This is a genomic window from Bradyrhizobium sp. T-1 (genome assembly GCF_053592855.1).
On sequence record NZ_CM132115.1, the window covers coordinates 7,049,466 to 7,061,282 of the forward strand.

The window sequence follows — 11,817 nt, forward strand, 5'->3', positions numbered from 1 at the left end:
GGGACAAAGTTAGCGTTCCGTTTCCAAATTACCGAGGATTTGCGCCAATTGGCGGTAGCCGTCGGCCAGCGAAGCATTTTCGTCCTTGCGCTGGCGCAGGAAGGCCTCCAGCGGCTCGTGCAGACGGATCGCCTCGTCGACCTCGGGGCTGGAGCCGGCCCGGTAGGCGCCCAGCCGGATCAGCTCCTCCATGTCCGCGTACGTCGCCATCACCGCCCGCGCCTTCTGGATCGTTGGCCAGAACTGCGGATCGGCCGATTTCGGCATGGTGCGGGACACCGATTTGAGAATGTTGATGGCGGGGTAGCGGCCGCGCTCGGCAATCGAGCGCTGCATCACGATGTGACCGTCGAGGATGCCGCGGACGGCATCCGCGATCGGCTCGTTGTGATCGTCGCCGTCGACCAGCACCGTGAAGATCGCGGTGATGGCGCCCTCCCCCAAGCCCGGACCGGCGCGCTCCAACAGCTTCGGCAGCTCGGTGAAAACGGTCGGCGTGTAGCCCTTGGCGGTGGGCGGCTCGCCGGCGGACAGTCCGATCTCGCGCTGGGCCATGGCGAAACGCGTCACCGAGTCCATCAGGCAGAGGACGTCCTGGCCCTCGTCGCGAAAATATTCGGCGACCGCGAGCGTCAGATAAGCCGCCTGCCGCCGCATCAGGGCCGGCTCGTCCGAGGTCGCGACCACCACGACGGAGCGCGCCAGACCCTCCTCACCGAGATCGTCCTGCAAGAATTCCTGCACCTCGCGGCCGCGTTCGCCGATCAGCCCGATGACACTGACCGCGGCATCAACGTTGCGCGCGAGCATCGACAGCAGCACCGATTTGCCGACGCCGGACCCTGCGAAGATTCCCATGCGCTGGCCGCGGCAGCAGGTGAGAAAGGTGTTCATCGCGCGCACGCCGAGATCGAGCGGTGCGCCTACGCGCCTGCGCGAATGCGCCGGCGGCGGCGAATTGCGATACGGCATCGGCGAGGCGCCCTGCGGCAACGGCCCCTTGCCGTCGATCGGCTCGCCGAGCGCGTTGACGACGCGGCCGAGCCAGGCTGCCGACGGACGCACTTGATTGGCGGCATTGGCGATCACGGCCTTGCAGCCGCGGCGCACGCCATCCAGGCCGGCGAACGGCATCACGACAGCATTGTTGCCGGAGAAGCCGATCACCTCGCAGGGGATCGAACGGTTGGCGCCGGTCTCGATCACGAGCCGCGCGCCGACCGACATCGCATGAATCGGCCCCGCGACCTCAACCATCAGGCCGCGCACGCCGACCACACGGCCATAGATATTGACGCCGTCGATATCGCCGATCTGTTCCGCCAGAGCCTTCATAAGAGGGCCTTCATAGGGGCCGTGCGCTTCCTGATTTGGGCCTTCATGGCGAAACCCTTAAATTTCGCCATATTTCTGAACGGCGTTTAACTTCGTGTTTACCCGCATCGTTAATCATTGCGTCACTGTCTTTGTGACTGAGCGTGGCTCCCCTTCAGAAGAAGGCTGAGTCGCGGGAGTCGGTTAGGCCCGTCTCTTAAAGTGGAACTTGAACGGAGCCGGATAACGAAAGCTGCTTCGCGCGCAAGACCTTAGGGCGATTCGACAAAAATTGCACCGGGGGGACTTGCGTTCCAGAATCAGGATTTGTTAACCATCTGTTGTCAGGATCCGAATCAGTTGTTCAAAGGCGTTTTGTTGAGTGCCGCGAATGCGGCCGACCTGACGCCCAGGAGCGGCGACTATGGGGAACTGGCATGCGCGTTTTGCTGATTGAAGATGACAGCGCCGTCGCGCAGTCGATCGAGCTGATGCTGAAGTCTGAGAGCTTCAACGTCTACACGACCGATTTGGGGGAAGAAGGCGTCGATCTCGGTAAATTATACGATTACGACATTATCCTTCTCGACCTTAACCTGCCCGACATGTCCGGTTACGACGTGCTCAAGCAGCTTCGGGTCTCCAAGATCAAGACACCGATCCTGATCCTCTCCGGCCTCGCCGGTATCGAGGACAAGGTCAAGGGTCTCGGCGTCGGCGCCGACGACTACATGACCAAGCCTTTCCATAAAGACGAGCTGGTTGCCCGCATCCACGCGATCGTGCGCCGCTCCAAGGGTCACGCCCAGTCGGTCATCCAGACCGGCGACCTCGTCGTCAACCTCGACACCAAGACGGTCGAAGTCGGTGGCCAGCGCGTGCATCTGACCGGCAAGGAATACCAGATGCTGGAGCTGCTCTCGCTCCGCAAGGGCACGACCCTCACCAAGGAAATGTTCCTCAACCACCTCTATGGCGGCATGGACGAGCCCGAGCTGAAGATCATCGACGTCTTCATCTGCAAGCTCCGCAAGAAGCTCGCCAACGCCTCCGAGGGACGCAACTTCATCGAGACCGTGTGGGGCCGCGGCTATGTGCTGCGCGAGCCGCACGAGGCCGACGAGCGCATCCCCGCCTGATCCGTTTACGTCGCGAGCCCTGGTCGGGCTCGCTCCTCCCAGCCTGGACCCCGCCGCAAATGGCGGGGTTTTGTTTTTTGGGGCTAGGTCAGGCGCCGGCAAGAGACGGGGTCACGAGGTCCGGCTTCCAGACCGGGCTGCGCGCGGCCGCCTCGCGCAGCCGGCCGATCATCAGATAACCGATGATGAATCCGAACAGGAAGGTTGGAACCACCATAGAGCTGAAAAACATCAATGCCGACATGCCGTCGACGAGCTTCATGACCGGCATCGGGACGACCTGGTAGGTGACCATCAACAACACCAGCATGACCACCATGCCGCCGCCAAAAACCAGACCGTCGCGCACTTGTCTGGTCTGCCTCGAGCGCCGACCCCAAGTCGAATCCTGCACGAGGAGTGCCGTCATCGCGGCAAAGCCCCAGGGGAAGATCAGCAGCGGCAAATCGTACAACACGACCTCCGACGATGGCTCCTTGGGAAACTGGTAGAGGTCAAAAAGCACCTGAACCGGCAGGAATATGAAGATCACACCCGCGAGGCCGATCGACAGAATGAATCCCATCGGAAGCCGGCCGAAGATGTTCTCGTTCGCGAACGCGTAACGCTGCTTGAAGTGATAGATCAGCGGGAAGTTCACGACCGGGTACAGCGTCGTGACAACGAGCGCGCGTAGCGAAGCGACGGATTGGTCTCCCGGCTGGTGGATGAACCGCCCCGAAAACACCAGCCACAACAGAGCCCAGCAAAACGCGAAAGCGGCAACACCCGCGACGAACTTCAGGAACCCCGGCGACGAGGATGCCAGCGTGAATCCAATCGCGCCAAGCCGTCGCTTGCTGCGCGCCAGGGTCCACTCGCCGGCCAGCGCCGCGCGCACGACGAACAGCAGGAGATTGCTGAGCAGGGAATCCATGTCCTTGCGCAAGTCCTCCAGCATGCACCCCGCCGCTGTCTGGGCCGCCAGCTGCAGCTGGCTCACCGTACTGTGCCGGGTCGAGAGAGAATCGAGTGCCTCCCAATTATCCGGCTCGATCTCGTTGTCCTCCATAATCGCGCCGTAGATTTCGGCGCTGCTCCTGAGCACGCGAACGGTCCGGAAGCACAAGGCATCGTAGGCCGCCAGCAGTTCCGCATAGATCTCGGAATTGCGCTTCATGAATCTTTCGCCGGCCCAGCGATCGAGATGCAGCATGAGCGCCGAGATCTTCAGCAGGCGCGACTGGATCGCGGTCGATTGCACAGCGCGGAAATCGTCGATCTGGTACCCGACCCGGGCAAGCTTGCGTTGAAGGCTCGGCATGTCGTCCGGACGAACGTCGAAGGGCGACTTGGCCAAGGCGTCGCGCAATCCGTGGGCGCTGGCGGGAATGCCGGCGAGTTGGTGGCAAAAGCCACGCCACAGCGCCGGAACGACCGGAATGAGCCAGGTCAGGATGGTGAGCCAGATCGCAGCGAGCGGCCACAGCTTGTGCACCAGCAGCCAATAGAGCAGCATGAACGGCGTGATGAAGACGGCGACGCCGAACGCGAACAAGGGCCAAGTGGTAAACGAACGCGTGCCCTTGAGCGTATGAAAGCGGAACCAGAAGAACAGCGCGACGATGAGCGGAGCGCCGCCGGTATCGAAGAACTTGTTCAACAAGTCGATGACGTAATTGAGCGACACGATGAACTCCTATCGCCGGGGTTCACGGGTGGAGGACATGCCGGACGCCGCGGCGTCCGGCGGCCTCGTAAAAGTCATGCAGCCTGTGCGACCATCTTCGCCTTCTGAAGCGCGAGATCGATGTTGTCGGGCGCAAGTGCGATGGCGCTGTCCATATCGTTCTGGGCGCTCGTCAGGTCCTTGATCTGTGCGTAGGCGTTGGCGCGCGACACCAGATATTTCGGCTCGGTCGGCTTCATGGAGACCGCCGCGCTGAAAGCCTTGATCGCTTCTTCCAGGTAGCCCCGCTTGTCGTCGACCCCGGAGGCCGTCATGCTGATGATGCCCTTGATCCAGAAGAATTCAGGGCTGTCCGGCTTCAGCCTGATGGCCTCGTTGATGTCCTTCAACGCGTTCTCGTAGAGCCCGACCGTCACGTTGAAATTGGCCCTGCGCACCCGGTATTCCGCCTTGTTCGGATCCAGCTCGATCATGTAGGCGAAGCTGGCCGCCGCCTTCGGGATCTGCTTCTGCTTGTGCTGAAGCGCGCCGAGATCGAAATAGACCTTGGCAAGCCGGACCGAAAGCTCATCGTCGTTCGCGAGCAGGCCGTGCAGCTCCCGACCGCGCCGCGTCAGCTCCTCCAGCGCCTCGATCGTGGCTGGCGTCGCGTCTAGCTCGCGCAGAAGCGCGTCGCGACGCTGCTGCAGGTCGTCCTTCGACAGGCGCGCCGCCTCGGGCGGACCCGCAGCCGGTTGCGGACTTTCGACGTTGAAGATCCTGCCGTCGGAGGAGCGCATGTAGAGCACCGGTATGCCCCATTCGACCCGGGACTTCTGCTGGATGAACTGGCGCGCGTAGGTCACGGCATCGTCGATCGACCTGTTGCCGGCGAGCGCTGAATAGAATCCTTCCGACATCGAGATCGCTGCATTGTCGGTGATAGGGAACTGCATCGCCACCACCGCAGGCAACCAGCCGGTCTTCATCAATCCGATTGCCGGATTTCCGAAGCGATCGCCGACATTGACCTTGGCGCTCTCGCAGCAATTGAGCATGATCAGGCGCAGGCTCCGCTTGGCGCCCGACAGCATCATCGCAAGGTCGGAGGCGAACTTCTTCACCGGCTTGCCATCCTCGTCGACCATGACGACGAAGCCACGCTCGTCGAAGCTGTCGGCGTCAGTCCCCGGCCGCAAATCGTCCACGCCGCCATGCCCGATGAAGTGGAAGATGTGCCAATCTCCCTCCAGCAGCTTCTTCATTAGGTCTTTTCCGGTCCCGCCCGGGACCCACTGGAAGTCGACCTTGCCTTCGTGCTGGAGCGCATCGATGCCCTTGTTGATGCGGTCCCGTTCCTTGACCACGTCGAGCTTCGGCCATTCGCTGGTCGAGGGATCGGAAATCATGCCGAGAATGCGCAAGGGTCCCCTGACGCCCATTCGCGTCACGCTGCCCGCGGTCTCCAGATGGCGCACGATCGGCCGGGTGAGGCTGACATAGTAGGGAATCTCGCTCTCGTCGTAGAGATATTCCCACGGCAGCCCGGCGAGCTCGTCCGCCTCGATCCGCAGCTTAATCCGCAAATCCTGCGTCGCGCCCTTGCTGCGGTCGTAGACCTGCCGGATCAACGGCACCTCGGTGAAGAGGCTTCGGAAGACACCCCGCCCGAAATCTCGCAATACCTGTTCGCCGCGCGTCACCGGGCCTGAACGGCTCCGGTCGTCGATCTCCAGCACTGCGCTTTCCAATTCTCCCCGCAGCTTGGCCAATTCGCCCGGCGCAGAGAACCAGAACTTCACCTGGCTCCTCGGCGCTTCGCCTCCCGGCGACTTGACGACGCGTCCGTAATACTGCTGAGGGCCGACGCCCCCCGGCAAATAGGAGCCGATCTCGAGCTCGAAATCTTCGTAATCAGGCATTTGAGCCTCACTCAAACAAGATCTCTTCAGCCACTGAAAAATCTCTCGACTCTGAACAACGCGCGTCGCCAAGGCACTGCGCGCTTGGCCGACGGACAATCGCCGGTCAGATCATGCTGGTCTGATCATGCCCGGAGAACTGATCTCAGCGAGGACGCAATTCATCTGCTCCTCCCGGATAACGGCAATCTCAATGCGCCAGACTATCACACACAACCTCGAGACGCATTTGTGAAGCATGTCTCATACGGCCCGAAAATTTGTGCAGTGCCCGGGCATGCGCCAACGGACTCGTTTCTGGGGATCGAACCTGTCCGACCGGTGCGGCGACTAAGCGATCGTGCCAGAATTCGCGGCGTCAACGTCGGACCTCCCCATGATCCTGCAATCGCTCGCCGGCCTGCCCGCCTTCCTGGTCTATTTCTGCACCGGGCTGATCGCAATAGTGGCATATCTATTCGTCTACACGCGGATTACGCCGCACAACGAATTCCAGCTCATCCGGGACAATGATCCAGCGGCTGCGATTGCGCTCGGCCTCAGCCTGCTCGGCTTCGTGGCGCCGCTGTTCAGCGCCATTGCGCACTCGGCCAATGTGCTGGACTGCCTGATCTGGGCCGTCATCGCCCTGATCGTCCAGGTCGCCGCGTTCTACATCGTCAAAATCCCGGTGCCGAACCTGTCGGGGCGGATCGCCGCCGGCGAGCTCGCGCCCGCAATCTGGCTCGGCCTGTCCTCACTTGCCGCAGGCCTCCTCAACGCCGCCTGCATGATCTACTGACATGGTAGCGAAGTGACATGGCCAACAATCCTACCAGCAAGGAGTTCGGCAAGCGCCGGCCTCGCCAGCCGGCGGACCTGCCGCTACCGCCACGGGAGCCGGTGAAGCGCTCGGGCCATGTCGCGCTGCTGGTGATGGGCACGATCGCGGTCGGCGCCAGCGCCTACACGCTGATGCCGCACCGAAGCTGCGATCCCGCGCCTCCCGGGGCGACAGTCCCCGGGGCGACGGCGCCTGCGCAGACGAACACCAACTGTAGCAGCAGCTCCTCCAGCGGCAGCGGCTCGCACTGGTCGTCGCGGTCGAGCTTCTACAGCAGCGACTCCTCGAGTCATTCCTCGTCCGGTGGCTCGTCCGACGGAGGCTCTGGCGGCGTCACGCGCGGCGGCTTCGGCTCGTTTGCACACGCCTTCTCGGGAGGGAGCTGACGCGCGAGTGTTTTGAATTCAACGCCGCGCGCCGGTCTGCTTTAAGTCGCGCGGGAGGACATACCATGAAACGTTCGCGAAGGGTCATGCTCACGCTGATGGGAAGCGCCGCGGTCAGCGCCGTCTCGATGGGATTTACCACGCGCGAGCGTCCCTGCGGCTCCGGGCTTGAAGCCGTGCCCGGCATCGACGGCAAGCCGTACTGCCGCCCAAGCTATGGCGGCTTCGGCGGCACGCTGCATCGCATGCATGGTGGTCATGGCCATGGCGGTCATGGTCATGGTGGTCACGGCGGCGGCTGACATATGCAACGCATCATTTGCCCCGAGCGCGACGACTGGCAACAGACCGCCGAGCAATGCGGCTTCGCCTTCCACACCATCGACGGCGAGCGCTATTGGGACGAGCGCGCCTATTACGCCTTCACGCTCGACGAGATCGAGCGCTCCATCGAGACACCGACCGGCGAGATCGATGCGATGTGCTTGGAGCTTGCGGGCCGCGTGATCGGCGACGAGCGCCATCTGCGGCGACTGAAGATTCCGGAAGCATTCTGGAATCTGATCTCCGAGAGCTGGAAGCGCGATGACCGCAGCCTCTACGGCCGGCTCGATCTGAAGTTCGACGGCGCGGCTCCCGCAAAACTGCTCGAATACAATGCGGACACGCCAACCTCGATCTTCGAGGCTGCAGTATTTCAATGGACCTGGCTCGAGCAGGCGATCGAGCGGCGCATCATCCCCGCGCGCGCCGACCAGTTCAACTCCATCCACGAACGGCTGATCGAAGCGTGGAAGACGATCGGTGCGGACCATCATCTGCACCTCACCGGCACCACTGGCAATGAAGAGGACGCCGGTACGCTCGCTTATCTCGAAGACACCGCGCGCCAGGCCGGCCTGTCGACGACGCTGCTCGACATCGAGCAAATCGGCTGGCGCGACGAGGCCGGCGGTTTCGTCGACCTCGGTAACAACGACATGGAGCTGGTCTTCAAGCTCTACCCCTGGGAATGGATGTTCCGCGACGCCTTCGGCACAAAGCTCAAGGAGGCACCGACGCGCTGGATCGAGCCGCCGTGGAAGGCGGTGCTCTCCAACAAGGGCATCCTGCCGCTGCTGTGGGAGATGTTTCCAAACCATCCCAATCTGCTGCCGGCCTTCTTCGAGGACGACGCGCGGGCGGCGGAGCTCGGGACGTCCTATGTCCGCAAGCCGCTGCTGTCGCGCGAAGGCGCCAATGTCACGCTGGTGTCGGGCGGAATGTCACTCGACGAGCACGCGGGGCCCTACGGGGCCGAAGGCTTCGTGCGCCAGGCACTGTCGCCGCTACCGAATTTTTCCGGCGTCTATCCGGTGGTCGGAAGCTGGCTGGTGAACCACGAACCATGCGGACTTTCGATCCGCGAGGACGAGAGCCCGATCACGGGCAATGGCTCGCGGTTTCTGCCGCATGCAATCTTGTGACCTTGTCATTCCGGGGGCGATCGAGAAGCGATCGAGCCCGGAATGACGGGAAGACAATCACCTCGCCGCGGCGACCTTCAGCGGCTGCGGCATCAAGCCACCCATCGGACGGCCGGAACGCGCGGGATTGAGCTGGTAGAGGCCGCGCCGGTCGGAAATGGGGCGGAACGCGTCGGTGATGCCGACGACGGATTCGGCGGCGCCCAACAACAGCGTGCCGTCGGCTTCCAGGCCCTTCGACATCCGCTCGAAGATCAGCGCCTTGGTGTCCTGATCGAAATAGATCAGCACGTTGCGGCAGAAGATCACGTCGAACGTGCCGAGATGGGAGAAGTCCTGCAACAGATTGAGCTGGCGGAACTGCACCATCGCGCGGACATCGGCCTTGAGCTGCCAGACATCGCTCGACTGGGTGAAATACTTCATCAGGAGCTGGATCGGCAGGCCGCGCTGCACCTCGAACTGGCTGTAGACGCCGGCCTTGCACTTCTCCAGCACCTCCTGCGAGAGGTCGGTGGCGACGATCTCGATGCGCCAGCCCGCGAGTGTCGCGCCCATTTCCTTCAGGCACATCGCGATCGAATAGGGCTCCTGCCCCGTCGATGAGGCCGCCGACCAGATGCGCAGCGACTTGCGCGCGGCGCGCGCCCGGATCAGGCCAGGCACGATGCTGTCGCGCAGATGATCGAATGGAATCTTGTCGCGGAAGAAGAACGTCTCGTTGGTGGTCATGGCCTCGACCACGTCGGTCGCAAGCCGGCCGTCGCCGTTCCTGATCTTGAGAACGAGGTCGGGGATGCCAGGCAGGCTCGCCTTGCGCGCCAGCGGCAGCAGCCGACTCTCGACCAGATATTGCTTGTCAGCCGAAAGATCGAGGCCGGAGCGCTCCTTCAGGAACTTGCGGAGGTAATCATAGTCCGCGGGCGTCACGAGCGGTCTCCCGTGAACAGGCGGTTGACCTTGGCGCCGATCTGATTGAGCGGCAGGATGGCCGCGCAGATGCCGGCATTGGCGGCCGCACCCGGCATGCCCCACACCACGCTGGACGCTTCATCCTGCGCAATCACGCTGCCGCCGGCGGCGACGATGTCCTTGCCCCCGCGCATGCCGTCCGAGCCCATGCCCGTCAGGATCACGGAGAGGATGTTGCCGTGCCAGATGTCGATCGCGGAGGTGAAAAGCGGGTCGACCGCGGGCTTGCAGAAATTGACTGCGGGGCCGTCATCGAGCGCGATCGCGGCTTCAGCACCGCTGCGCACGACGCGCATGTGCTTGCCGCCCGGCGCAAGGTAGATCCGACCCGGCTTCACCGGCTCGCCGTCGACCGCCTCGGCTGCCGGCCGGCGGCTCGAACGCGCCAGATGCTCGGCGAGAATGGTGGTGAAGGTCGGCGGCATATGCTGGGTGATCAGCACCGGGAAGCGGTCGATCACCGGGCCGAGCTCGGTGACGAGCGCCATCAGCGCCTGCGGCCCACCGGTCGACGAGCCGATCAGCAGCACCTTCGGCGCCTGGGTCGAGAACGGACGCGTGGTGAGCGAGCCTGACGACAAGGCGGACACGGCCGGAGCCGGTGCGGGCGCGGCGGGGCGTGTCACGGCCGGCGCACGCGCAGCCGGTGCAGCAGGGCTCGCGGGTGCCAGCGGCGGGCTCGCCACAGCCGTCTTCCGGCGCAGCCGTGCTCCGAGGTGGCGGATCTTCTGGATCAGATCGTGATGGAAGACATCCGCGGCGGATGTCTCGCGCGTCGATTCCGGTTTCGGAATGTAGTCGGCTGCGCCGAGCGACAGCGCCTTGAAGCTGATCTCCGCATTGCGGCGGGTCAGCGTCGAGGCCATGATGATGACGAGATCGCGCTTCTTCGCCAGGAGTTGCGGCAGCGCCGAGATGCCGTCGAGCTCGGGCATTTCGATGTCGAGCACGGCAACATCGGGATTGATGCGTTCGATCTGGTTGACCGCTTCGAGCCCGGTGCGTAGCGAGGCTGCGACCTCCATGTCGTGCTCGGCGCCGATCCAGCGCGAGATGAGGCCACGAATGACGACGGAGTCGTCGACGACCATCACCCGCAGCGGCCCTGCTTCGCGCGACGAGCTCGTGGTCGACTTACCTGCGAACGCAACACTCATTACTCACCAACTCAGACTGAAACGGTTCAGTTGACACCAATCGCCGAAGGATCCGTTCAGCCTCCGGGCGTTCGCTCAGATAAGGCCGACTTCCTGGAATTTCGCCGTCACGATGTCCTTGTCGAACGGCTTCATGATGTACTCGTTGGCGCCGGCGTGCAGCGCCCGCGCGATATGCGCGACGTCGTTCTCGGTGGTGCAGAACACCACCTTGGGCTGATCGCCGCCGGGCATGCGACGCAGATGGCCCAGGAACTCGTAGCCATCCATGACCGGCATGTTCCAGTCGAGCAGCACGGCGTCGGGCAGTCCGCGCTTGCAGGCCTCCAGCGCCTTCTCACCGTCCTCGGCTTCGAGAATCTGGAAGTCGAGGCCTTCCAGGATCCGGCGCGCAACCTTTCGGATGACGCTGGAATCATCAACGACGAGACAAGTCCGCATGTGAACCTCTGCTTCCTATCCCCTGTACGGGGCACTTCCAATTGCGAATCCGGCGGCAATGCCGCCGTATCAAGCCGCCATCATCTCGGGCGCGAGCTCGAGGACGCGATCGACGTCGAGGACGACCATGAGCTGGCCGTCGAGGCGGTGGACGCCGCCGGCGAGCTTGGCCATGCGGGGGTCGAGGTTGACGGGGTTCTCTTCCTTGCTGTCCTCGGCCAGGCGCAGCACCTCGCCGATCTGGTCGATCAGCAGGCCATAGGATTCACCGCGCAAATCGACGCCGACCGCCATCGCCGTCTTGCCGTCCTCAGGCTTGGGCAGGCCGAGCCGGGCGCGCATGTCGACCACGGTGACGATGCGGCCGCGCAGGTTCAAGACGCCTGCGATCTCGCGCGAGGCCAGCGGCACGCGGGTGACGCGCTCGGGCATGAACACGTCCTGGACGCGGGAGATCGGCAGGCCGAACAGCTGGCCGCCGATCATCGCGGTGACGTATTCGACCATGGCGCCTTCGGTGGACTGCGTCTTCTTGCTCATCTCGTGTCT

General features: G+C 63.4%; 12 protein-coding genes. 5 read left to right on the top strand and 7 right to left on the bottom strand.

The window, feature by feature from the left end:
• Positions 1 to 9 precede the first annotated feature (9 nt).
• Positions 10 to 1,335, bottom strand: a complete 1,326-nt coding sequence (gene fliI / locus ACWAT4_RS33640) for a flagellar protein export ATPase FliI (RefSeq protein WP_212300019.1) — start codon at positions 1,333 to 1,335, stop codon at positions 10 to 12.
• A gap of 416 nt (positions 1,336 to 1,751) precedes the next feature.
• Here fliI and ctrA point away from each other — a divergent pair, with 416 nt between their 5' ends.
• On the top strand, positions 1,752 to 2,453 hold the full coding sequence (ctrA, locus tag ACWAT4_RS33645) for a response regulator transcription factor CtrA (protein WP_016848562.1): 702 nt from the start codon (positions 1,752 to 1,754) through the stop codon (positions 2,451 to 2,453).
• An 88-nt stretch (positions 2,454 to 2,541) separates the two neighbouring features.
• Here the strand turns inward: ctrA and ACWAT4_RS33650 are convergent, their stop codons facing one another.
• Both ACWAT4_RS33650 and ACWAT4_RS33655 read right to left on the bottom strand, forming a co-directional pair.
• Entirely contained in the window at positions 2,542 to 4,122 is a 1,581-nt protein-coding gene (locus ACWAT4_RS33650; RefSeq protein ID WP_449729117.1) for a hypothetical protein, read from the bottom strand.
• 74 nt (positions 4,123 to 4,196) lie between these two features.
• Positions 4,197 to 6,023, bottom strand: a complete 1,827-nt coding sequence (locus tag ACWAT4_RS33655; RefSeq protein WP_212300021.1) for a CHAT domain-containing tetratricopeptide repeat protein — start codon at positions 6,021 to 6,023, stop codon at positions 4,197 to 4,199.
• A 376-nt stretch (positions 6,024 to 6,399) separates the two neighbouring features.
• Here ACWAT4_RS33655 and ACWAT4_RS33660 point away from each other — a divergent pair, with 376 nt between their 5' ends.
• The 4 genes from ACWAT4_RS33660 to ACWAT4_RS33675 all read left to right on the top strand — a co-directional run bounded on the left by ACWAT4_RS33660 (position 6,400) and on the right by ACWAT4_RS33675 (position 8,698).
• Positions 6,400 to 6,804, top strand: a complete 405-nt coding sequence (locus ACWAT4_RS33660) for a DUF350 domain-containing protein (protein ID WP_212428499.1) — start codon at positions 6,400 to 6,402, stop codon at positions 6,802 to 6,804.
• Between the two features lie 17 nt (positions 6,805 to 6,821).
• A complete protein-coding gene (locus tag ACWAT4_RS33665; RefSeq protein ID WP_212428498.1) occupies positions 6,822 to 7,232 on the top strand; it encodes a hypothetical protein in 411 nt (136 codons plus the stop codon).
• A 65-nt stretch (positions 7,233 to 7,297) separates the two neighbouring features.
• Entirely contained in the window at positions 7,298 to 7,534 is a 237-nt protein-coding gene (locus ACWAT4_RS33670; RefSeq protein ID WP_212300024.1) for a hypothetical protein, read from the top strand.
• Between the two features lie 3 nt (positions 7,535 to 7,537).
• Positions 7,538 to 8,698, top strand: a complete 1,161-nt coding sequence (locus ACWAT4_RS33675; protein WP_212428497.1) for a glutathionylspermidine synthase family protein — start codon at positions 7,538 to 7,540, stop codon at positions 8,696 to 8,698.
• 57 nt (positions 8,699 to 8,755) lie between these two features.
• Here ACWAT4_RS33675 and ACWAT4_RS33680 read toward each other — a convergent pair whose 3' ends face one another.
• From ACWAT4_RS33680 to ACWAT4_RS33695, 4 genes are all read right to left on the bottom strand, one after another.
• Positions 8,756 to 9,628, bottom strand: coding sequence for a CheR family methyltransferase (locus ACWAT4_RS33680; protein ID WP_212428496.1), 873 nt, complete (start codon positions 9,626 to 9,628; stop codon positions 8,756 to 8,758).
• Positions 9,625 to 10,827: a protein-glutamate methylesterase/protein-glutamine glutaminase gene (locus tag ACWAT4_RS33685; protein WP_212428495.1), complete on the bottom strand. Its 1,203-nt coding sequence runs from the start codon at positions 10,825 to 10,827 to the stop codon at positions 9,625 to 9,627. The genes ACWAT4_RS33680 and ACWAT4_RS33685 overlap by 4 nt, the downstream gene beginning before the upstream one ends.
• Positions 10,828 to 10,902: 75 nt before the next feature.
• On the bottom strand, positions 10,903 to 11,268 hold the full coding sequence (locus tag ACWAT4_RS33690; RefSeq protein WP_007600538.1) for a response regulator: 366 nt from the start codon (positions 11,266 to 11,268) through the stop codon (positions 10,903 to 10,905).
• A 69-nt stretch (positions 11,269 to 11,337) separates the two neighbouring features.
• Positions 11,338 to 11,808 carry a chemotaxis protein CheW gene (locus tag ACWAT4_RS33695; protein ID WP_449729118.1) on the bottom strand — a complete coding sequence of 157 codons (471 nt, stop codon included), beginning with the start codon at positions 11,806 to 11,808 and terminating at the stop codon, positions 11,338 to 11,340.
• Positions 11,809 to 11,817 lie beyond the last annotated feature (9 nt).

Excerpts from the sequence above, each read along its gene's own strand:
- ACWAT4_RS33685 (WP_212428495.1), bottom strand. The coding sequence starts at position 10,827 with ATGAGTGTTGCGTTCGCAGGTAAGTCGACCACGAGCTCGTCGCGCGAA.
- ACWAT4_RS33655 (WP_212300021.1), bottom strand. The coding sequence starts at position 6,023 with ATGCCTGATTACGAAGATTTCGAGCTCGAGATCGGCTCCTATTTGCCG.
- fliI (WP_212300019.1), bottom strand. The coding sequence starts at position 1,335 with ATGAAGGCTCTGGCGGAACAGATCGGCGATATCGACGGCGTCAATATC.
- ctrA (WP_016848562.1), top strand. The coding sequence starts at position 1,752 with ATGCGCGTTTTGCTGATTGAAGATGACAGCGCCGTCGCGCAGTCGATC.
- ACWAT4_RS33690 (WP_007600538.1), bottom strand. The coding sequence starts at position 11,268 with ATGCGGACTTGTCTCGTCGTTGATGATTCCAGCGTCATCCGAAAGGTT.
- ACWAT4_RS33660 (WP_212428499.1), top strand. The coding sequence starts at position 6,400 with ATGATCCTGCAATCGCTCGCCGGCCTGCCCGCCTTCCTGGTCTATTTC.
- ACWAT4_RS33665 (WP_212428498.1), top strand. The coding sequence starts at position 6,822 with ATGGCCAACAATCCTACCAGCAAGGAGTTCGGCAAGCGCCGGCCTCGC.
- ACWAT4_RS33670 (WP_212300024.1), top strand. The coding sequence starts at position 7,298 with ATGAAACGTTCGCGAAGGGTCATGCTCACGCTGATGGGAAGCGCCGCG.
- ACWAT4_RS33675 (WP_212428497.1), top strand. The coding sequence starts at position 7,538 with ATGCAACGCATCATTTGCCCCGAGCGCGACGACTGGCAACAGACCGCC.
- ACWAT4_RS33695 (WP_449729118.1), bottom strand. The coding sequence starts at position 11,808 with ATGAGCAAGAAGACGCAGTCCACCGAAGGCGCCATGGTCGAATACGTC.